This window comes from Sphingobium sp. GW456-12-10-14-TSB1, from assembly GCF_059424385.1.
Map to the genome: position 1 here is coordinate 770,175 of NZ_JBWKZI010000002.1, position 21,445 is coordinate 791,619.

Below are 21,445 nucleotides of genomic sequence, written 5' to 3' on the forward strand. Positions count from 1 at the left end.
CCACCCTCACGCAGGGATACTGGAAAGCAGAAAGCGTCTAGGTCTGCGGGACCGCTTCGGGCACGATCGTCTTCACGATCGACGCGTCGAGTTCTTCGTAAGCATGGAGGCCGATCGTCTCGTAAAGCTCGGCGCGGGTCTGCATGGCATCGACCATGGCATGTGCGCCGCCGTCCCGTGCAATCGCGGCATAGAGCAGGCTCTGCGCCTTGTTGGCGACACGAAGCGAGGAGACGGGCCAGATGACCATCTTGTAGCCCATCGCCTCGAACTCATCTGCTGTGTAGAATGGGGTCTTGCCGAACTCGGTCATGTTGGCGAGGAGCGGTATGTTTGGGAGGGCTGCGGCGAACTTTTCGAACATTTCGCGAGTGTTCAGTGCTTCGGGGAAGATCGCGTCGGCTCCGGCATCGACATAGAGCCTAGCGCGATCCACAGCGGCATCGAAGCCTTCGACCCCGGCGGCGTCGGTGCGCGCGACGATCATGATGTCGCGGCTTGCCTTTTTCGCGGCGGCGACCTTGGTGGCCATGTCGACAGGGGAGACAAGTGCCTTGCCGTTGAGGTGTCCGCACTTTTTGGGCAGGATCTGGTCTTCCAGATGGACCGCCCCTGCGCCCGCTTCCTCAAAAGAGCGGACCATGTGCATGACATTAAGTGCTTCGCCATAGCCGGTGTCCCCGTCCACCAGCAGCGGCAGCCCGGAAGAGCGCACAATCTGGCGAATGAAGAATGTCACCTCATCCACGGTGATAATGCCAAGGTCCGGCAGGCCCATAGAGGCGGTCATCGCCGCGCCGGACAGGTAAAGCCCGTCGAACCCGGCGTTGCGCGCCTGGATCGCGGCCTGGCCGTTGTGCGCGCCGGGCAGCCGATAGATGCCCGGACGCTCCAACGCGGCGCGGAAGCGTTTGCCGGCGGATTCGGTGGGAAGGTCGTCAGCGAGAAGATAGGGCAATGGGTGTCTCCTCAAGCCGCTTCGCTGCGCTGGGCGAGCGGCACGAAAGGCAGGTTTTCCGGGCCGGTATAGTTGGCCGATGGGCGGATGATCTTGTTGTCCACGCGCTGCTCGATCACATGCGCGGCCCAGCCCGACGTGCGGGCAATCACAAAGAGTGGCGTGAACATCGCGGTCGGCACGCCCATCAGATTGTAGGATACCGCCGAAAACCAGTCGAGATTGGGGAACATGGCCTTGGCGTCCCACATCACGCGCTCGATCCGTTCGGCGACGGCATATTGGCGCTGGGCGCCCGCCTCGTCCGCCAGCGCCTTGGCGACGCGCTTGATGACGACATTGCGCGGATCGGAAATCGTGTAGACCGGGTGGCCAAAACCGATCACCACTTCCTTGGCCTCTACCCGGCGCCGAATGTCGGCTTCGGCCTCGTCAGGGGTCGCGTAGCGTTTCTGGATTTCGTAGGCGACTTCGTTGGCACCCCCATGCTTTGGCCCGCGCAGCGCGCCGATGGCGCCTGCGATGCATGAATACATGTCCGACCCGGTGCCGGCGATGACGCGCGCTGTGAAAGTGGAGGCGTTGAATTCATGCTCGGCATAGAGGATCAAAGAGGTGTGCATGGCGCGCACCCAGCGTGCCGGGGCAGGCCTGCCATGCAGCAGGTGGAGGAAATGCCCGCCGATGCTGTCGTCGTCGGTCTCTACCTCAATGCGGCGGCCATGGTGGGCAAAGTGATACCAATAGAGCAGGATGGAGCCGAGCGAGGCCATCAGCCGGTCGGCGACATCGCGCGCGTCGGGCTGGTTGTGGTCGTGCGTTTCGGGCAGCACGCATCCCAGGGCAGAAACACCTGAGCGCATCACGTCCATCGGGTGCGCGGCAGCCGGAATAGCTTCGAGCGCTGATTTCACCGAATGTGGCAGCCCGCGCAGACCCTTGAGCTTGGCCTTGTAGGCGGCCAGTTGCGGTGCAGTGGGCAATTCGCCATGGACCAGCAGGTGAGCGATTTCCTCGAATTCGGCCCCCTCGGCGAATTCCAGAATGTCGTAGCCGCGATAATGCAGATCGTTGCCGGTCTTGCCGACAGTGCACAAAGCGGTGTTGCCCGCGGCAACGCCCGAAAGCGCAACCGATTTTTTGGGTTTGAAGGCAGTTTCGGCGTTCATGCGGCATAGTCCCGTTTGTGGGTGAGCGTGGTGAAAGTGAAGCGGCCACTGGCGGCCATGGTCCGGCCGCCGTCCTGTGTCGCGGTCGCGAATACAGAGACGATTATGGCCTGATGATCGGCGCTGACCGACCAGGTTTCGAGATCGACGCCGGGCGAGGCGAAGCCTTCGTTGAGCTGGACAGATTCGCATCTGGCAAAGCGGATCGTGCCGACCAGATGCGAGGAAGCGCGATCGGCGGCGGCGCTGACCATGGCTCCGAAAAGGTCGAGACCCTTTTCCGGGCGGTTGGAGATCATATCTGTCCTCCTTCCAGTATAGCGGCGGGCACGCGCACACGACCATCCATGAGGATGCGGGCGCTGCGGCTCATGATCGCCTTGGTAACGGTCCATTTGCCGTCCACCAGCGCGGCCTCGGCTCCGACGCGCAGGCTGCCGGAAGGATGGCCGAACGTGACTGCTTTGCGTTCTCCTCCACCCGCCGCAAGATTCACGAGGGTTCCGGGCACGGCGGCAGCCGCCGCGATCGCGACCGAAGCGGTGCCCATCATCGCATGGTGCAGCTTGCCCATCGAAAGCGCCCGCACCAGTAAGTCGATCTCTCCTGCCATCACATGTCGGCCGCTTGCCGTGCGATGATCGACGGGCGGGGCGACGAAGGCGATCTTGGGTGTGTGCTGGCGCTTCGCCGCCTCCTCTGGCGTCCCGATCAGCCCCAGCTTGAGCGCGCCGATGGTGCGCAGTGCCTCGAAGCGTGCGAGTGCAGCCGCATCGCCGTTTACGGCTTCCCGCAGTTCAGTGCCGGTATAGCCGAGATCCTTGGCATCGACGAAGATCGTTGGAATGCCCGCGTCGATGAGCGTGGCCCTGATCCGCCCGCCAGCGACTAGTTCGTCAGGCACTTCGAGATCGTCCACCACGTTGCCGGTCGGGAACATCGCGCCGCCCTCATCGGCAGGGTCGAGAAATTCCAGCACGATCTCGGCAGCGGGAAAGGTCACCCCGTCCAGCGTGAATTTGCCCGTTTCCTGCACCGCGCCGCCGTTGACCGGGACATGGGCGATAATGGTCTTGCCGATATTGGCCTGCCAGATGCGCACGGTGCGTACCCCGTCCGAACCGGCGTCCACATAGCCTGCATGGATCGCGAACGCCCCGGCAGCAGTCGAGAGATTGCCGCAATTGCCCGACCAGTCGACAAAGTCGGCGTCGATGGAAACCTGCCCGTAGAGATATTCGACGTCATGGCCGGGGCGGGCGCTGGGCGAAAGGATGACGCACTTGCTGGTACTGGACGTCGCGCCGCCCATGCCGTCGATTTGCGCGCCGTAGGGGTCGGGACTGCCGACCACCCGCTGGAACAGGCGATTGCGGACCGGGCCGGGAATGCGGGCCGCTTCGGGTAGATCTTCCAGACGGAAGAATACGCCCTTGCTGGTGCCGCCGCGCATATAGGTGGCGGGGATGGCGATCTGGGACATCAGACGGTCGCCGTTTCGCAAGCCAGGAAGTCGGCGGCAAAACGCTGCAGCACCCCGCCTGCCTCATAGATCGAGACTTCCTCAGCCGTATCCAGGCGGCAGGTCACAGGTACGCGCGTGATCGCTTCGTCGGCATGGCGGATCACCAGAGTCAGTGTGGCGCGCGGGCAGCGTTCGCCTTCCACATCATAGGTTTCGGTGCCGTCGAGGCCCAGCGTCAGGCGGGTGGTGCCGGGCTGGAACTCCAGCGGCAGTACGCCCATGCCGATGAGGTTGGTGCGGTGGATGCGTTCGAACCCTTCAGCGACGATGGCTTCCACGCCCGCAAGCCGCACGCCCTTGGCCGCCCAGTCGCGCGAGGAGCCCTGTCCATAATCTGCCCCGGCAATGATGATGAGGGGCTGACGGCGATCCAGATAGGTTTCGATGGCTTCCCACATGCGGATGACCTTGCCCTCTGGCTCTACGCGGGCGAGCGAGCCTTTCTGTACTGCGCCATCGACCACGGCCATTTCATTGACCAGCTGCGGATTGGCGAAGGTGGCGCGCATCGCGGTCAAATGATCGCCGCGATGGGTGGCGTAAGAGTTGAAGTCTTCCTCCGGCAGCCCCATCCGCGCCAGATATTCGCCGGCTGCCGAACTGGGGAGGATCGCATTGGATGGCGAGAGATGGTCGGTGGTAATATTGTCGGGCAGGATCGCCAGCGGCCTCATGGCCTTCAAGGTTCGCGGGAAGGCAGCCATCGCGCCCACGCCTTCGGTATCCCAATAGGGCGGGCGACGGATATAGGTTGATTGTGGCCGCCAGTCGTAGAGCGGGCTGGCCTCGTCGCGGCTACGCGGGGCAAACATCGGATCGTAGATTGCACGAAACTGCTGCGGCTTCACAAAGGCTGCCACGATGGCGTCGATCTCCTCATCACTCGGCCACAAGTCGGCCAGGCGGATGTCTCTGCCCTCCGCCACGCCGAGCACATCATTTTCGATATCGAAGCGCATGGTGCCCGCTATCGCATAAGCGACCACCAGTGGCGGCGACGCGAGAAAGGCCTGCTTGGCGTAAGGATGGATGCGCCCGTCGAAGTTGCGGTTCCCCGACAGCACGGCGGTGGCGTAGAGGTCGCGCTCGATGATCTCGCTCTGGATCGCAGGATCGAGCGCGCCGGACATGCCGTTGCAGGTGGTGCAGGCATAGGCAACGATGCCGAACCCCAATTTTTCCAGTTCGGGCAGCAGCCCGGCTTCTTCCAGATAGAGCCGCGCGACCTTGGAACCGGGCGCGAAGGAGGTTTTGACCCATGGCTTGCGCGCCAGGCCCAGTGCGTTCGCCTTTTTCGCGACCAGTCCGGCGGCGACCACGTTGCGCGGGTTCGACGTATTGGTGCAACTGGTGATCGCAGCTATGATCACGGCGCCGTCTGGCAGTAGCCCATCGCGCTCCTGCGCCTTGGCCTCTACGAGATGGCCGGCGATGCCGCGTTCTGCCAGCGCCGACGTCGGCAGGCGGCGGTGCGGGTTGGACGGCCCGGCCATGTTGCGTACGACGGTGGACAGGTCGAACTCCAGAAGGCGCTCATATTCGGCGGCGCGCAGATCATCGGCCCACAGCCCGGTGCGCTTTGCGTAAGCCTCGACCAGGCGGACATGCGCTGCATCGCGTCCGGTCAGCAACAAATAGTCGATCGTCTGGCTGTCGATGTGGAACATCGCGGCAGTGGCGCCATATTCGGGGCACATGTTGGAGATCGTCGCGCGGTCGCCGATCGAAAGGCCGTCGGCGCCTTCGCCGAAGAACTCGATCCAGGAGCCGACGACGCGGCTCTGACGCAGGAATTCTGTGATTGCGAGCACGATGTCAGTGGCCGTTATCCCCGGCTTGCGGCGGCCGGTCAGGCGCACGCCGACAATATCGGGCAGGCGCATCATCGAGGCGCGGCCGAGCATGACCGTTTCGGCCTCCAGCCCGCCGACGCCGATGGCGATGACGCCCAGCGCGTCGACGTGCGGAGTGTGGCTGTCGGTGCCCACGCACGTATCCGGGAAGGCGACGCCATCGCGCACCTGGATGACGGGCGACATTTTTTCCAGATTGATCTGGTGCATGATGCCGTTACCCGCCGGGATCACGTCGACATTCTCGAACGCGCTCTTGGTCCATTCGATGAAGTGGAAGCGATCCTCGTTGCGGCGATCCTCGATCCCGCGGTTCTTGTCGAACGCGTGCGGGTCGAAGCCGCCATATTCGACCGCAAGCGAGTGGTCGACGATCAGCTGCGTCGGCACCACGGGGTTGACCTTGGCGGGATCGCCGCCCTGATCGGCGATCGCGTCACGTAGTCCTGCCAGATCGACGAGTGCCGTCTGGCCAAGAATGTCGTGGCACACGACACGCGCGGGATACCACGGAAAATCGAGATCGCGCCTGCGTTCGACGATCTGGGTCAGCGCGTCGGTCAGCAGCGCAGGATCGCAGCGGCGGACGAGTTGCTCAGCCAGCACGCGCGAGACATAAGGCAGGCCAACATAAGCGCCGGGGCGGATCGCCTCGATCGCGGCGCGCGTGTCGAAATAGTCGACTGCGGTGCCGGGCAGCGGTTTGCGATAGGCATCGTTCATCGGCGCTGGGTCTTCCATCAGGGTATCGACATCAGGATCGGGTCGGGGCGCTTCATCCTGCGCCATGGGGGCGTTATCGGCGGTGCGCGGCTTTTCGAAAATGGCTGAAAAGGCGAAGGGGTGCGGACGGATTTTTGCAAATCAGCGAATTTTGCGAATGCGGTCATCGCATGACCCGTCTGGTCCGCACCACCATGGTAAAGCGCGTGCGGTCGACTAGCGGAGCATTAGCCCTCAAGTTCCCGGCGGACGATGTCGGCACCCGCGCCCAGGGCGTTCAGCTTGCCGCGCGCCACCTGCCGGGACAGCGGTGCCATTCCGCAATTGGTCGACGGATAGAGCTTGTCGGCATCGACGAACTGGAGAGCCTTGCGCAGCGTATCGGCCACCTCCTCCGGGGTCTCGATGGCGTCGCTCGCCACGTCGATGGCGCCGACCATCACCTTCTTGCCCCGGATCAGTTCGATCAGGTCCAGCGGAACGCGGGAGCGGTGGCATTCCAGCGAGATGATGTCGATCTTGGACTTTTGCAGGTTGGGGAAGGTCTCCTCATACTGCCGCCATTCCGATCCCAGCGTCTTTTTCCAGTCCGTATTCGCCTTGATGCCGTAGCCGTAGCAGATGTGGACCGCCGTTTCGCATGTCAGCCCTTCGATCGCGCGTTCCAGAGTAGCGATTCCCCAGTCGTTCGCCTCTTCGAAGAACACGTTTGAGGATCAGCGTGCAATAGGCACCCCCTTCGTGGGGTGATCGGCGTGCAAAAAGGACCCCTTCATCCCGGGGATTTAGTCGGCCGACTGGTTTTGATCAGTTGGCGAGAACGGGATGTTGATCGTGGAGACAGTGGTTCGGATTCGGCGTGAGCATGCAGCGGGTAAGGCGATCAAGGCGATCGCTCGTGACCTTCGTTTGTCGCGGAAGGTCGTCCGCAAAGCGATCCGGTCGCCGGAGGCGGCGTTCAACTATCAGCGCAAAGTCCAGCCGCTGCCGCGGATCGGTCCTTATCAGGATCGTCTCGATGCGCTGCTTGAGGAGAACGAAGGTCGCGGCCGCCGCGATCGGCTACGGATGACGCGTATCCATGACCTGCTGGTGCGCGAGGGGTTCGATGGATCCTATGATGCGGTGCGCCGCTATGCGGCGCGCTGGCGTGCTGCGCGGCGGAAGGATGCTGGCGAAGGCGCACCGGCGTTCATCCCGATGACCTTCCAGCCGGGTGAGGCCTACCAGTTCGACTGGAGCCACGAGGATGTGGAGATCGCCGGCAAGCCGATGCGGGTGAAGGTGGCGCATATGCGTCTCTGCGACTCGCGCGCACCCTATGTCCGGGCCTATCCGCGCGAGGGCCAGGAGATGCTGTTCGATGCCCATGCCCGGGCGTTCGCGTTCTTCGGCGGTGTGCCGCGACGCGGTATCTACGATAATATGAAGACGGCGGTGACGGCCGTGTTCACCGGCAAGGAGCGTGTGTTCAACCGCCGCTTCCTGATCATGACCGATCATTACATGGTCGAGCCGACCGCCTGCTCGCCGGCGGCGGGATGGGAGAAGGGCCAGGTCGAGCAGCAGGTCCAGACAATCCGAGGCCGCTTCTTCCAGCCGCGGCTCCGGTTCGCCAGCCTGGCCGAGCTCAACGGGTGGCTGGAGGCCGAGTGCCGGCGCTGGGCCGAGCATCATGCCCATCCCGAACGCGGGGATATTACCGTCGCCGAGGCGCTGGATATGGAGCGACCGGCCCTGCAGCCGATCCTGGCACCGTTCGACGGCTTCCATGAGAGCGAGCATGCCGTCACCGGCACCTGCCTCATCAGCTTCGATCGCAACCGCTACTCGGTCATGTCGACGGCCGCACGCCGGACCGTTCAGGTGCGCTCCTATGCCGATCGCATCGTCATACGCTGCGGCGATGCGATCGTCGGGGAGCATGAGCGCCACTTCGGTCGGAACCGCACGATATACGATCCCTGGCATTATCTGCCGGTCCTCGCGCACAAGCCCGGCGCGCTGCGTAACGGCGCACCGTTCCAGGACTGGGATCTGCCGCCCGCCCTGCACCGATTACGGCGAAGGCTCGGCACCGGGGACGAGGCCGATCGCAGGTTCGTGCGGGTCCTCTCGGCGGTGCTCACCGATGGCCTGGAGCCGGTAGAGGCTGCCGTGCGCGAAGCGTTGGCGAACGGAACGGCCAGCGACGAGCTGATCCTCAACATCCTCTCCCGGCGCCGCGAGCCGGCGACACCCCACAGCATCGTCACTTCGGAAGACCGGATGCTGCAGCATCCTCCGCTCGCCGACTGTGCCCGCTATGATCTGCTGCGAGGCTATGATGCAGCGGCATGATATGATCGACACGATGCGCGGCCTCGGACTCAAGGGCATGGCGGCGGCGTTCGACGAGGCGGTCACCACCGGCCTCCAGCGCAAGCGCACCACCATGGAGATACTGACCGACCTGCTCCGTGCTGAGGCGACCCACCGGGATGCAGCCTCCATCCGCTATCGGATGACGGCTGCGAGGCTGCCCGTGGTGAAGGACCTGGAGCGGTTCAGCTTCGAGGGCACACCGATCAATGAGGAGATGATCCGCTCCCTTCACGATGGCTCCTTCCTCCCGCCTCGCCGCAATATCGTGCTGGTCGGCGGCACGGGGACAGGCAAGACCCACCTCGCCATCGCGATCACCGCCAATGTCGTGCGAAGGGGCGCTCGCGCCCGCTACTTCAACACCGTCGATCTGGTGACACGCCTCGAAGAGGAGACCCGGATCGGCAAAGGCGGGACCCTGGCGGCGCAGCTGTCGCGGCTCGACCTGATCGTTCTCGACGAGCTCGGTTATCTGCCGTTCGCCCGCTCGGGAGGGCAGTTGCTGTTCCACCTCATCAGCAAGCTTTATGAGCGGACCAGCGTCATCATCACCACGAACCTCGCCTTCGGCGAATGGCCGACCGTGTTCGGCGATCCCAAGATGACCACGGCGCTGCTCGACCGCGTCACCCACCACTGCGATATCGTCGAGACGGGCAACGACAGCTGGCGCTTCAAAAACCGCAGCTGACAGCCACCTTCGGCGCCTTCAAAAATCTATCTTGCGCTGCGCGCGCCTCCGGTCGGGCTACGCCCGCCCTCCGCCGCACGCAGCGCAAGGCCATCTTCAACAAACCAGCATCATATTATCTGAAAAGGGGGTCCCTCTTCGACGCCGATCGGGGGTCCCTTTTGAACGCCGTTTGACATGTAGGGTGTCTGACCGTCGGAATAGGACGCCGCCTGACCGACATCGCCATCGCGCCTGTTCTTCCACTTGTCGGGATAGGTGTTGAAGATGTTGTTCGCGCCGACAGTCAGCGAAAAGGATTCGGTGAAGGCGTAGTTCAGCGTTGCGTCGAACAGCGCCTTGCCCCGGAATGTCTGTACGCAGCGGTTCGTCGCGTCGCATTTCACATTCTTGTCCTGCGAAGAGAGACCCGTTGAGAACGCCTTGACACTGCCGAAATAGGAAGCGCGCAGGCCCAGGTTCAGCTTGTCCCAGCCATAATTGGCCGATCCCAGAATCTTGGTGCGCGGTTGCGCGACCTCGATCAGTTCGGTCGCGGTCTGGCCCAGCAGTTGGATCTGCTGCGCCGTAGCTGACGCGCCGGCCAGGATCGGCGCGGGGGTCGCCCGCTGGCGCAGCACGTCGGTCTGCGCGTGGGTGCCCGCCAGGGTGAGCGTGAGGTTCTGGTCTGATCCGATCTGCGTCTTGTAGGTCAGAACCACGTCGATGCCGCGCGTTCTGGTATCAATCTGATTGGTGAAGAAACGGATTTCGCGCGATTGCGGGAAGAGCGCACGGACCGCCGGATATTGCGCGGTAAGCAGGCCTTCGGTGATGACGATGCGGTCCTTGATGTCGATCTGGAAAGCATCGATCGTGGCGGTGACTTTTCCGCCAAGAACATCCGGCAGGTCGCCGGTTATGCCGAGCGAATAGCTATTGGAGATTTCCGCCTTCGGATCAGGTACGCCAAGCGCGGCGAGGCGCGGATCGTCGCTCGATACTTGCTGGGTAATGAAGATCTGGTTGTTCTGCACCGTCGAAGTATTGACCCGGTTGCCGGTCTGCTGGAGCGAGGGCGCGCGGAAGCCACGATTGTAGGAGCCGCGCAGCGCGATCTGGTCGGTGATCTTGTACCGCCCGGCCAACTTGCCGGACAGATTGTTGCCGAAATCGGAATATTTCTCGAAGCGCAGTGCCGCCGTGACCAGCAACCGGTCGTCGAACTCAGCCTCTGCATCGACATATGCGCCTACCGAGTGACGGCTCACGTCATTCTCGTCCGCTGGCGCGTAGCCGGGGCGGCCGTTGGCGCCCGGCGCCTTGCCTGTCACGGCGAGCGGACCCACGGCATAAGAGGCCGGATCGCCGCGTTTGACCATGAAATTGTCGCGGCGATATTGCCCGCCCCATGCGATGTTCAGGCTCTTGCCGATGAAGCCCACAGGGCCAAAATCTTTCGACGCGTTGAGGTCGACGGTCCACTGGTTGAAGGCGGTGCGCCCAACGTAGAATTCGGTCGGGCTGGCATTGCCAAGGGATGCGTTGACGGTGTTGCGGGCATTTTGATCGAGATGGTTGTCGCCATAGCCGACGCTGAAATCGACTTTCCAGTCGGCGACCACACTGTTCACGCCGCCCACAGCCGACCAGTCGATCGACGTGCCCGGCAGCACCGGGACATAGCCGTCAGGGAAGATGCCGAGCGCGGCGTTGGACGCTACCGCCGCCGAACGGAAAAAGCCGAACGCGCGAATGTCCTTCCGGCTGTAACCGCCAAAGGCGTAGATATTGGTGTCGTCGTTAACCGGATAGGATGCGTTGACGAACGCCTGATAAGTGCGGTTGCGGTTCGCGCCATAATTGCCGACGACAAACGGGGTCTGCGGATAAACGCCGCGGTCCGCACGCGGGTTGGCGGTGCTGTAGGGGAAGTTGGGTGTCGGGCCGGTCACGGCGTAGTCGGCTGGCGTCGCGGGATAGAGCGTGCCGGTGTAGGTGTCGGAGCGATTGGTGCCTTCGAACCCGAAATATTCGAGCGTGTAGTTGATGAAGCCGCCGCCGCTACCCAGCGCAATGCCGTGGTTCAGGCTGATCTTGTTGGTGAAGCCGTCGCCCTCCTGATAGATGCCGCCATTGGCCTCAAGATAGCCGCCGACCTGATCGTTCAGCACGATGTTGACCACGCCGGCGATAGCGTCGGAGCCATATTGCGCGGCGGCGCCATCCCGCAGCACTTCGGTCCGTTTTACAGCGCCAGTCGGAATCGAATTAAGGTCAGTAACCACAGTGCCAAGGCCAGGCGCCACGTTGAGGTTGATGGCGGAGAATTGGTGGCGACGCTTGCCGTTCACCAGCACCAACACCTGATCGGGGGCCAGGCCGCGCAGCGAGGCAGGGTCCGCGAAATTGGTTGCGCCGTTGACGCCATATTTGGCCGAGTTGAAAGAGGGGGAAGTGAACTGTATCTGCTGGCCAAGGTCGGTCTGGCCAGTGGCGCGCAGTTCGACATTGCTGACCACGTCCACCGCTACCGGCCGGTCCACGTCCGTGCGCGGTTTGCCGCGTGAACCGATCACCACGATGTCGCTGGACTGCGGATCGCTCATCGCCGCGGGCGCGTCCGGGGCTGGCGGTTCGACCTGCGCCTCTGGCATGGCGGCCTCGGCAGGCGCGGCCGGTTCATCGGGTGCCGGGCGCATCCCCGGAACGTCCTGAGCCCAAGCTGGCACGGCCGCCGTCAATGCCGTGCCCACCATCAATGCCGTAAGCAGTTGCCCCTTCATCATGTCCTTGCCTCTCCATTTATCGCCCCTCAACAAAGGGCAGTTATTGTTCGTGCGAGAGGCATGTTTTCGACGGTATCCCGTCGGCGGTGCCTCTCCATCTGCATCCTCTTTCGGAACGTCCCACCTTGAATCCTCGAAAAGGCGAAACTTCGCAACAAAAACAGAAAACCAATATAGTTTAGTTATATCAATGAATTAGGTATAGATCCCTCGTTTGTGTGTGCAAAAAGTTGCCCATGGGTAGTTGCCTGATGGGCCAATATTCTCCACACACCTGTCATGCGCACCGTTCAGCTGACAATTGTGGTTCGATCGATCCTGATCGCAGCGGCGGTCCTCGTCCTGGCGCTGGCCTTCGTCATTTCCGACCGCGTCGCCAAGCAGCAGGGCATCGCTGACGTTTCGAACCGAGCCCAGTCCTCCGCGATCCTGCTGTCGGCCAGCTTCCGTCGAGAGCTGGACAAGTTCAGGTTGGTTCCGATCGTGCTGGCGGACGATCAGGAAGCGCGTGAGGCCTTGTCGACGCACGATCCCGCCCGGCTGTCGCAACTCAGCCGGAAGCTGGAGGCACTGAGCAATGCGACACGCGCGGGCAATGTCTATCTTCTCGACGCCAAAGGGGTAACGGTCGCCGCGAGTAACTGGCAAAGACCGGACAGCTTTGTTGGCGACAGCTATGCCTACCGCGCCTATTATCGCGACGCGGCGCGATTGGGCAGCGCGCAGCAATTCGCGCTCGGCCAGCGGAGCCGCCGTCCGGGCCTGTATATCTCCCGCCGGGTAGAGTCTGGCGGTCGGTTGCTCGGCGTTTTCGTCGTGAAAGTAGATTTTTCGTCACTGGAGCGTGAGTGGCGCGAGACGGCTACCAGCGCATTTGTCACGGACGGGCGGGGCATTATCCTCATATCGTCAAACCCCGAATGGCAGTTCCAGACGACCAAACCCCTGTCGGCGTCAGAACGGTCGGGCGCGCGCCGCGCGTTCGAATATGGCGCGGTGCCGCTGGTGCAGAATGCGCTATATGCTGCAGGTGAAGTCGCGCCGCGCGGCCGGGCAACGCCGGAGTTCGCCTATGTCGAAGCGAGCGAGGATGTAGGCGGGGGCTGGCGCGTGCATGTGCTGGAACCGACCGAGCGGGCTGTCCGCGTTGCGGTGAACTTCGCCCGGCTGGCTGTCGCGATCACTGCGCTCGTCCTAGTGGGTCTTGTCCTGCTCTGGCGCATGCGGCGCCGCGCCGAAGCAGCGCGCGTCGAACGGGAAACAGCAACACGGCTGGCCGGGCTGCGCGAACAGCTTGTCCAGGCCAACAAGCTGGCCACGCTGGGTCAGATTACAGCGGGCGTCGCGCACGAGATTAATCAGCCGCTCGCGGCAATCTCTGCCTATGCGGGCAATGCGTTGGCGTTCAATCGTCGCGGCGACCATGCGCATGCATCCGAAGCGATCGAGCAGGTCGGCGCGCTGACCGAACGTATTGGCATCATCACGCGCGAATTGCGTGGCTTTGCGAGGCGATCGTCGGGCGACGTCGAACCGGTGGCTGTGAAGGAGGCGCTGGCAGGCACGGCGCTGCTGCTGCGCGATCGCATGCGGATGCTTGGTGCCCGGCTGGAGATCGAAGGCGCCATGGTCGCGGTTCGCGCCGAGCGGGTCGGGTTGGAACAAGTGCTGGTCAACCTTATCCAGAACGCACTGGACGCCGGCGCATTGACCATCACGGTTACGGTCGCCCCTCACAAAGACCGTGTCGCGATTACCGTCGCAGACGATGGTGCGGGACTGACGGACGAGGTCAGGGCGTCGCTGTTCATGCCGTTCAAGACCTCGAAACGGAACGGCCTTGGCCTGGGGCTGGTGATATGCCGGGACATCGTGGCCGGTTTTGGCGGGACGTTGGTCGCAGCGGCGCCGATCGCGGGCGCGGCGTTCGTAATCGACCTGGAGATGGCATGACGAATACGGTCCTTTTTGTCGACGACGACGATGATTTGCGCCGGGCTTCCGCGCAAACATTGTCGCTTGCAGGCTATGATGTCCGGGCCGTTGACAGTGGCGCTGCGGCGGTGCGGGAAGTCGATGCCGGTTTCGATGGCATCATCATATCCGACATTCGTATGCCGGGCATGGACGGGCTGGAATTGTTGCAGCAGGTCATCGCGCGCGATCCCGACATGCCCGTCATCCTGATTTCCGGGCATATCGACGTGCCGACCGCGATGGGGGCGCTGCGAACGGGCGCCTATGATGTGCTGGAAAAGCCCTATTCGAACGAGCAACTCGTCGCTGCGGTGGAACGGGCATTGGAACGTCGCCGCTTGATTGCGGAGAACAGGCAGCTTCGGCAGGCGGCGCCTGTCGATGATGCGGGGCCGCTGGTCGGCCATTCGCCTGCGATAGTGCAGCTTCGGCGCACCATTGCCCAGATCGGGCCGATCGGCGTCGACGTTCTTATCCAGGGAGAAACCGGCACTGGAAAGGGCCTGGTCGCGGAGATGCTGCACGCGGCTTCGCGACGCCGTGGTCCGCTCGTCACGATCGATTGTGGCGCCATGCCGGCGGGGCTGGTCGAGGCGGAGCTTTTCGGCAATGTCGCTGACGCGGTGCCGGGCAGCCGCATGCCGCGCACCGGTCGGCTCGAACAGGGCAACCGTGGCACCATATTCCTGGATGACATCGACGCGCTCAGCGATTCCATGCAACTGGCGGTGCAACGCGTTCTGGAGCGCCGCGAAGTGATGCCCGTAGGTGCGATCGCCGGGCGATCGATCGACCTTAGGGTCGTATCTGCCAGCAGCCTGGATCTCGAAACGCTTGCGAAGGCTGGTCAATTCCGCCTTTCGCTATTCTACCGACTGAACAGCGTCACTTTGAGGCTGCCGCCATTGCGTGAGCGTCGGGAGGACATAGCCCCTCTTTTCCGACGTTTCGTTCTTCAGGCTGCGGCGCGGCTCGGCGTGACGCCGCCCAAGCTGGAAGCCCGCGCATTCAGGCATTTGGAAAAGCATGACTGGCCCGGCAATGTCCGCGAGTTGATGCGCTTTGCTGAAAATTTCGTACTCGGCCTGGGCGACCATGATCTGGGCGCCAGCGCCAGCGCCGGACCGACGGATCTTAAAAGCAGGCTAGACGCGTTCGAAACCGAACTCATCGAGGAGGCCCTGGGCGAGGCGGCGGGCGACGTTACCCGTGCCTGCGCTGCGCTCGGCTTGCCACGAAAGACTTTCTACTACCGGCTGCAAAAGCTGGGGATTGATCCTGCCAGCTTTCGCGGCTGATCTGTTGGGCTGAGAAATGCGCACCGATGCATTCTGTAATGCCACCCATATCGTTCGCCTATCCATCGCCTCGCGTCATCGCGGCTTGCTGGCCGAGCAGGATCGCGCCCAATGGACCGGCATCTGCGCCCAGGCCGGGCGCCACGATCAATTGTTCCAGCGCGGGCGCGTTCAGATCCTCGATATAGCGGTTGAGGAGCCTGGCCGATTGCCCGGCGATCAAGGGAAGCAGTTTCGGGCGAGCCTGGATGACGCCGCCGCCCATGACAAGCCGCTCCGGCGACAGGGCCAGGATCAGCATCGTCGTCCATTCAGCGATATCGCCGGCGATCTGGTCCCAATGCGGATCATCGTCGGGCATTTCGGCCACGGGCATTGGCAGGCGTGCAGCCAATCCCGGACCGCCAACCAGTCCTTCCAGGCAATCGCCATGGCTGGGGCAGGCGCCCGCGAATTGGTCGCCGGGCTGTCGCCGAATCCGCATATGGCCTGCTTCGGGATGCAAATGGCCATGGACAGCCTGCCCGTTCACGACCACCCCCAGGCCAACGCCCGTGCCAATCGTGGCATAGGCGTGGACCGCGCAATCTTGCGATGCGCCCCACATGCCCTCCGCCAGCGCGGCACCGGCAACATCGGTATCGATGGCTATCGGGACGTCGAAGCGGCGGGCGAAGTGGCCATAGATGTCGCACCCTGCCCATCCGGGCTTGGGCGTATTGCCCATATGGCCGAAATTCGGCGCGCGGGCGTCCAGGTGCAATGGCCCGAAGCTGGCGATGCCGATGGCGGCGAACGGCGTTTGTTCGGCCCATTGCGCCAGCGCATCCGATATGAGGTTCAGCGTGTCCGGCGTTCCGGTAGGCCAGCGTCGCTGCTGAAGGATGACGCGGCCTTGCGCCAGCGTGGCGATGCATTTGGTGCCACCCAATTCGATTCCCGCGATCAGCGGTTCGCCCACCATCATGCCAGCCATACTCGGTCCCCCTCTATCTGCAACCGCAAGTCGGGTGCAGGAGCGCCGCCGAAATGGTGGCGAGCCTCCGCCGGATCGACCGGAACATGCGCGATCCCTGTCATATCAGCGAAACTCTGGACTGTCAGGTCTGGCAGCACGAACCAGCTATAGGCTTGAAAGGGTGCCCCCGGAGGATTGGCGAAGGCAAGGCCGGTGCCGTTGATTGGCCGCCATGGCCCGTCAAGGCTGTCGGACGTCATGCCATAAAGACCGTTCGGGCCAGTCGGTCCGCCGTCTGCGAATACTTTTTGCTGCGTGGACCAGAAGAGATAGTAGCGACCGCCATGGACGATGACGTGCGGTCGTTCCAGTTCGTTGTTGAGGCCGTCAGCCGAAATCAGGGGCGGCAGCCGTTGCCACTGGCCATCGGGCATAAGCCGAGCCATGCCGACGGCCCCGTTCCAGAAAGATGCCGATCGCGCAAGCGACGCGGCAAAAAAGACGTAAGCCGCGCCATCGGCGGGGTCGCGGAAGAAGGCGGGATCGCGAAAGGCCTTGATCGTGCCGATCGCCCCGCCGCCTTCCATGTCGCGCATATAGTCGATACCGTCGGGAACCAGCATCTCCACCGGGGTCGACCAGGCGGACAGGGTGATGGCGTTGCCAACTACCGACAAGGCGGCCTGTGTTTCGAACAGGCGCTGGCTGTAGCTGAGCACCTGTTCGCCCCGCGTGCCGGCAACGGTGTAATAGAGCGTGATATGATCATGGTCGCCCGATACGATCGCCGAGCCGGACCATTCGCGGCTACCCGGTGAAAAGCCGTTTTCAAACAACAAGCCAAGATCGCGCCAGACGTTGCCCACCCGGTGCATCAGTCGCAACCGGGCCATGCCATGACGGGCTTCGGGATCCAGTAATGTGGGGGCGGACAGCAGGATGAACAAAGTGCCGCCTGCTATCACCGCCTGCGAGCCGTCCTCTTCCTGCACGGGCCAATAATCCCAAAGGTCGACCCCCGGTATCAGGGGCTGCGGCTTGGGGAAGAGCGGCGCGCAAGCCATGGTTTCGCGATCGATCGCGGCGACATGGGCGGCGGTCCAGTGGCTAGTCATTGTCGGGTATCCATGGACAGGGAGGTCAGGCCATGGTCTCCACCGGTGCGTGCAGTCACCGGCGGAGACCATGATTTCCACAGGCGTCAAACGCCCCGGAAAGAGGGGATCAGAAGTCGAACCGGATCGAGGCGGAGACGGTGCGACCGTTGATAGAGCGCGCCCGGACGATGCCGTTGGCGGGAATGGTGGCGTCCTCCGCTTCGGTGAAACCCTTTACGTCGAACAGGTTGTTGGCATTGAGCGAAAGCTGAATGCGATCCATCGGCCTGACCGTCAGGAAGGCATTGACCTGCGTGTAGCCGGGCAGCTTCAACTGGTTGCTGTCCTGTGCGTAGCTGCTCGACGTCCCGATGACATTCGCGCCGACAGTGAAGATTCCCGCGTCATATTGCGGCGTCACCTGATACAGGAATTTGGCCTGGCGGCGCGGGCGATTGCCGACCACCGCAGGGTTCAGCACGTCGCTGGCGATCTTGGCGTCGGTATAGGTGCCGCCTGCCGAGATGCTGAACGGGCCGGCGCGATAGCCACCCTCCAGTTCCAGACCATAAGCGCGATAGTTGCGGTTGAAGAACGTCTGCGTCGTCGCTTCGAAATTCTGTTCCTCGGTCTTGGCGTGGAATGCCGTGGCGTTCAGCGTCAGACCGCCATTGCGATATTTGACGCCACCTTCCAGTTGCTTGACGAAATCGACCGCTGCGCTGCTATCGGTCAGCTTGCCGGTGACAGTGCTGACGGCCGGGCCGAACAGCAACCGGTCGGCATTGGCGCGCGCACCCCGGCTATAGCGTGCAAACAGCGCGACATCATCGGCCAGGCGATAATTGACGCCGAACGAATAGGACAGATATTCATAGCTATAGTCGACCGGCGCACTTGGCGTCGGGATTACCGCGACATTGGTTTCGGGGATCGAGATAACGCCATCGCCGTTCATGTCGCGGCTGGTGACGCCGACACGCCCGCCGCCCAGATCCGATCCTGCGATCGTCCCTTTGGCGTCGCCAAAATCATAACGCAGGCTGCCGTCCAGCGTCAGAGCGCCAGTAGCAAGGCTCAAGGACGCAAAAGGAGCGTTGGTGTTATAGTCGACATCATAGCTGCGGCGGCAGCAATTGCCAAAGAAGGTTGCGCCATAGCCATAGGTGCCATTTTGCGTGAGCGCTTGACCCGCTGCGTTGGTCAGATTGACAAGCGCCGCATTGCCGCCGCCGGCTACTTCAAACAGATGCGACGTCCACAGCCAATCCGTGGCGATGGTCTGGCGCGATTTGTAGAAGCCCGCGGTCGCGGTCAGCTTGCCGATGCTGGTGTCGAAATCCCGACTGACGCGCAGGTCGTTCGTAATGTTGTTCATGCTGTTGATCTTGACGTCGAACAGGACAATCTGTGCCAGATAATCGCTGCCCGCAAAGGCCTGACCAGCCTTTGGACCATTGGCGTAGGTCAGGGTCGATCCGGCACCACCCAGCGCAGTCGCGATGGCCGATCCGGTGTCGACGGCGGAGGGGAAGGGCGAACTGAAGCCGCCCGACACGTCGGAATAGCGGAAGCGTTCGGTGACGTTCCAGCCATCGCCCAGTTCGAACTGCGATTCCAGGCCGATTGCGTAAACCAAGGGATGCTGGCCATCGCGAATGTCGCGCGTGACCAGATTGTTGCGACCGTCCAGCGTCACATTGTCGCGGAAGTAACGCGAATGGAGCGTGTCACTGTTGATGCTGAAACCGGGCAAATCCTGATATTTGGGATTGCTGTTGCTGCCCGTCACCAGCACGGGATTGGGCAGATAGCCGATGGCGCGGTCGTTCAGATATTTGCCGTAGAGCCGGATATAGCCGCCAGCAAACTCCTTGGTGATGTTCGCCTTGATCTGGCCGCCCTTGTTGGCGTCATAGCCTGCCTGGCGGGGGCCTTCGCCCTGGCGATAGAAGCCACCGAAATGGAAGCGCAGGCTGTCGCTGATCCTGCCGCCATAGTCGAAGTCCAGGCGATAGTCGCGATAGTCGATGCCAGCTGTCGCCTGAATGGCCCCGCCTTCCTGCTCCCCGGTCTTTGAAATCATGTTGATGACGCCGCCGGGCGCATTGGATGCGAAGGTCGAGGCCGATCCGCCGCGGACCGATTCAACCCGGCTGATGTTGAAGTCGGAGCGCAGGAAGATGTCGGCATTGCCAAAGGTGATGTCGCCAAATTCCAGCACAGGCAGGCCGTCCTCCTGCAACTGCAGGAACTTCGCGCCGCCCGACGCGACCGGCAGGCCGCGAACCGAGATATTCGCATTGCCTTCGCCGCCGGAAGATTCGGAGCGAATGCCAGGCAGATTGCGGAAGATTTCAGCGACCGAACGCGGGGCTGCTTTGGCGATGTCGTCGTTGCTGAGCGAACTGACCGTGACGCTGCTGTTGAGCCGGTTCTGGCCGCGGGCAACCGCGGTAACGACGATTTCGTCTGATGGAGTGGATTGATCTTCAGCTAGAGTTTGTTGCTGCGCATAGGCAGGCACCGCAACTGCCATGCTGGAGGTCATCAATAGCCCCATGATCCGCATCTTCATCGTCTCTCTCCCTGCCGATTCGATCCGGCCTGATCCTGTGATGATATTTTTCTCAATCGTTTGCAAGCGGAATTGCAATCGATTGAGAAACTGATACAGATGGACTTGTAATGACGGCCACAGTCCGCCAGACCGGAGAGGTAAAGAGCATGAGCGACCCGACACCCCGCAAGCCGCACCTTTCGCTCGGGCGGATCGTGCAGATGAACCTGGGCTTCCTGGGGCTTCAGTTCAGCTTCGGCTTGCAGCAAAGCAATATGGGGCCGATCTATTCCTATCTGGGCGCGGACGAGGCGTCCTTGCCGCTGCTCTGGCTGGCCGGGCCGATGACGGGGTTGCTTGTCCAGCCGATCATCGGCGCGATGAGTGATCGCACCGTAACCCGCTTTGGCCGACGTACCCCTTATTTTCTGATCGGTGCGATATTGTGCAGCCTGTGCCTGTTCGCCATGCCCTACAGCCGGGCGCTGTGGGTGGCGGCCAGCCTGTTATGGGTATTGGACGCGGCCAATAACGTGACGATGGAGCCGTACCGCGCCTATGTCAGCGACCGGCTGGACCAGGCGCAGCGACCGCTCGGCTTTTTGACACAAAGCGCGTTCACAGGGCTGGCCCAGACGCTTTCCTATCTGGCGCCTTCCTTGCTGGTCTGGGGCGGGCTGAACGCCGATGCGGTCGACCCGTCGGGAATTCCGGTGATCACGCGGATCGCCTTCATCGTCGGCGCGGTCCTGTCCTTATCGACCATCCTCTGGTCGGTGCTGCGTGTCCCGGAATTGCCGCTGAGCGCAGAGGAAATCGCCGCGATGCGGGCTGAACCCTTGTCCGCCCGGACCACGCTGCGCGACCTGAAGCAGGCGATCGTCGAGATGCCCGTGCCGATGCGCCAGCTTGCCATCGCCATGTTGTTTCAATGGTATGCGATGTTCTGCTATTGGCAGTTCGTCGCCTTCGCCATCGCCCGTTCGCTTTATGATACGGCCGATTCAGGCAGCGCCGGCTTTCGTCAGGCAGTGCTGGTCAACGGACAGATTGGCGGCTTCTATAATTTCATCGCCTTCATCGCGGCCTTCGCCATGGTGCCGATCGCCCGCAAGATGGGCGCGCGACCTGTGCATGCGGTGAGCGTGGCAGCATCAGGCATCGCGATGCTGGCGCTGCCATATTGCTCCAGCCAGGCGATGCTGTTCATCCCGATGATCGGCATCGGGCTGGGCTGGGCCAGCATGATGGGCAATCCCTATATCATCCTGGCAGACAGCATTCCGCCGGCCCGCACCGGAATCTATATGGGCATTTTCAACATGTTCATCGTCATCCCGATGATGATCGAAAGCCTGACCATGCCGCTGATCTACCGCCCGCTGCTGGGCGGCGATCCGCGTCACGTGCTGATGCTGGCGGGGGTATTGATGCTGCTGGCAGCGATCGCGACACTGGCTATTCGGGAGCGTCCGGCTGCGCGCGCGGCTATTCCGGCCTGATC

At 62.7% G+C, this 21,445-nt stretch carries 15 protein-coding genes; 5 read left to right on the forward strand and 10 right to left on the reverse strand.

Annotated features, from left to right (window positions below; all coding sequences use genetic code 11):
- Positions 1 to 37: 37 nt before the first annotated feature.
- From prpB to AC07X9_RS20820, 6 genes are all read right to left on the reverse strand, one after another.
- A complete protein-coding gene (gene prpB, locus AC07X9_RS20795) occupies positions 38 to 958 on the reverse strand; it encodes a methylisocitrate lyase (protein WP_017182461.1) in 921 nt (306 codons plus the stop codon).
- 11 nt (positions 959 to 969) lie between these two features.
- Positions 970 to 2,127 carry a bifunctional 2-methylcitrate synthase/citrate synthase gene (gene prpC / locus AC07X9_RS20800; protein WP_017182462.1) on the reverse strand — a complete coding sequence of 386 codons (1,158 nt, stop codon included), beginning with the start codon at positions 2,125 to 2,127 and terminating at the stop codon, positions 970 to 972.
- A complete protein-coding gene (locus tag AC07X9_RS20805) occupies positions 2,124 to 2,426 on the reverse strand; it encodes a hypothetical protein (RefSeq protein ID WP_017182463.1) in 303 nt (100 codons plus the stop codon). The genes prpC and AC07X9_RS20805 overlap by 4 nt, the downstream gene beginning before the upstream one ends.
- On the reverse strand, positions 2,423 to 3,610 hold the full coding sequence (prpF, locus tag AC07X9_RS20810) for a 2-methylaconitate cis-trans isomerase PrpF (RefSeq protein WP_017182464.1): 1,188 nt from the start codon (positions 3,608 to 3,610) through the stop codon (positions 2,423 to 2,425). Before prpF ends, AC07X9_RS20805 begins: the two co-directional genes overlap by 4 nt.
- Positions 3,610 to 6,294 carry a Fe/S-dependent 2-methylisocitrate dehydratase AcnD gene (acnD, locus tag AC07X9_RS20815; protein ID WP_017182465.1) on the reverse strand — a complete coding sequence of 895 codons (2,685 nt, stop codon included), beginning with the start codon at positions 6,292 to 6,294 and terminating at the stop codon, positions 3,610 to 3,612. The genes prpF and acnD overlap by 1 nt, the downstream gene beginning before the upstream one ends.
- A 161-nt stretch (positions 6,295 to 6,455) precedes the next feature.
- Entirely contained in the window at positions 6,456 to 6,935 is a 480-nt protein-coding gene (locus AC07X9_RS20820) for a uroporphyrinogen decarboxylase/cobalamine-independent methonine synthase family protein (RefSeq protein WP_254908171.1), read from the reverse strand.
- A 118-nt stretch (positions 6,936 to 7,053) separates the two neighbouring features.
- On the opposite strand from AC07X9_RS20820, the gene istA reads away from it, so the two are divergent.
- Together istA and istB are read left to right on the forward strand one after the other, a co-directional pair.
- Positions 7,054 to 8,568, forward strand: a complete 1,515-nt coding sequence (gene istA, locus AC07X9_RS20825; RefSeq protein ID WP_021238707.1) for an IS21 family transposase — start codon at positions 7,054 to 7,056, stop codon at positions 8,566 to 8,568.
- Entirely contained in the window at positions 8,555 to 9,283 is a 729-nt protein-coding gene (istB, locus tag AC07X9_RS20830) for an IS21-like element helper ATPase IstB (RefSeq protein WP_031304487.1), read from the forward strand. The genes istA and istB overlap by 14 nt, the downstream gene beginning before the upstream one ends.
- A 110-nt stretch (positions 9,284 to 9,393) precedes the next feature.
- On the opposite strand, the gene AC07X9_RS20835 is transcribed toward istB, so the two are convergent.
- Positions 9,394 to 12,051, reverse strand: coding sequence for a TonB-dependent receptor plug domain-containing protein (locus tag AC07X9_RS20835; RefSeq protein ID WP_086486389.1), 2,658 nt, complete (start codon positions 12,049 to 12,051; stop codon positions 9,394 to 9,396).
- A 303-nt stretch (positions 12,052 to 12,354) separates the two neighbouring features.
- Between AC07X9_RS20835 and AC07X9_RS20840 the strand changes: the two genes are divergently transcribed.
- A complete protein-coding gene (locus AC07X9_RS20840; protein WP_176342168.1) occupies positions 12,355 to 14,004 on the forward strand; it encodes an ATP-binding protein in 1,650 nt (549 codons plus the stop codon).
- Complete coding sequence (locus AC07X9_RS20845) at positions 14,001 to 15,326, forward strand: sigma-54-dependent transcriptional regulator (RefSeq protein ID WP_086486387.1); 1,326 nt, start codon at positions 14,001 to 14,003, stop codon at positions 15,324 to 15,326. The genes AC07X9_RS20840 and AC07X9_RS20845 overlap by 4 nt, the downstream gene beginning before the upstream one ends.
- Positions 15,327 to 15,384: 58 nt before the next feature.
- On the opposite strand, the gene AC07X9_RS20850 is transcribed toward AC07X9_RS20845, so the two are convergent.
- The 3 genes from AC07X9_RS20850 to AC07X9_RS20860 form a co-directional block, all read right to left on the reverse strand.
- Positions 15,385 to 16,302, reverse strand: coding sequence for an ROK family protein (locus tag AC07X9_RS20850; protein ID WP_086486386.1), 918 nt, complete (start codon positions 16,300 to 16,302; stop codon positions 15,385 to 15,387).
- On the reverse strand, positions 16,290 to 17,399 hold the full coding sequence (locus tag AC07X9_RS20855) for a glycoside hydrolase family 68 protein (protein ID WP_086486385.1): 1,110 nt from the start codon (positions 17,397 to 17,399) through the stop codon (positions 16,290 to 16,292). The genes AC07X9_RS20850 and AC07X9_RS20855 overlap by 13 nt, the downstream gene beginning before the upstream one ends.
- Before the next feature lie 109 nt (positions 17,400 to 17,508).
- Positions 17,509 to 19,953, reverse strand: a complete 2,445-nt coding sequence (locus tag AC07X9_RS20860) for a TonB-dependent receptor (protein WP_411779441.1) — start codon at positions 19,951 to 19,953, stop codon at positions 17,509 to 17,511.
- A gap of 155 nt (positions 19,954 to 20,108) precedes the next feature.
- Here AC07X9_RS20860 and AC07X9_RS20865 point away from each other — a divergent pair, with 155 nt between their 5' ends.
- Positions 20,109 to 21,443 (forward strand): MFS transporter, encoded by a 1,335-nt coding sequence (locus AC07X9_RS20865; RefSeq protein WP_019052825.1) that lies wholly within the window; start codon positions 20,109 to 20,111, stop codon positions 21,441 to 21,443.
- The last annotated feature ends 2 nt before the right edge of the window (positions 21,444 to 21,445 follow it).

Coding starts and splice junctions, on each gene's coding strand:
- prpC (WP_017182462.1), bottom strand. CDS start 2,127: ATGAACGCCGAAACTGCCTTCAAACCCAAAAAATCGGTTGCGCTTTCG.
- AC07X9_RS20805 (WP_017182463.1), bottom strand. CDS start 2,426: ATGATCTCCAACCGCCCGGAAAAGGGTCTCGACCTTTTCGGAGCCATG.
- prpF (WP_017182464.1), bottom strand. CDS start 3,610: ATGTCCCAGATCGCCATCCCCGCCACCTATATGCGCGGCGGCACCAGC.
- acnD (WP_017182465.1), bottom strand. CDS start 6,294: ATGGCGCAGGATGAAGCGCCCCGACCCGATCCTGATGTCGATACCCTG.
- istA (WP_021238707.1), top strand. CDS start 7,054: ATGTTGATCGTGGAGACAGTGGTTCGGATTCGGCGTGAGCATGCAGCG.
- istB (WP_031304487.1), top strand. CDS start 8,555: ATGCAGCGGCATGATATGATCGACACGATGCGCGGCCTCGGACTCAAG.
- AC07X9_RS20835 (WP_086486389.1), bottom strand. CDS start 12,051: ATGATGAAGGGGCAACTGCTTACGGCATTGATGGTGGGCACGGCATTG.
- AC07X9_RS20845 (WP_086486387.1), top strand. CDS start 14,001: ATGACGAATACGGTCCTTTTTGTCGACGACGACGATGATTTGCGCCGG.
- AC07X9_RS20850 (WP_086486386.1), bottom strand. CDS start 16,302: ATGGCTGGCATGATGGTGGGCGAACCGCTGATCGCGGGAATCGAATTG.
- AC07X9_RS20855 (WP_086486385.1), bottom strand. CDS start 17,399: ATGACTAGCCACTGGACCGCCGCCCATGTCGCCGCGATCGATCGCGAA.
- AC07X9_RS20860 (WP_411779441.1), bottom strand. CDS start 19,953: ATGCGGATCATGGGGCTATTGATGACCTCCAGCATGGCAGTTGCGGTG.
- AC07X9_RS20865 (WP_019052825.1), top strand. CDS start 20,109: ATGAGCGACCCGACACCCCGCAAGCCGCACCTTTCGCTCGGGCGGATC.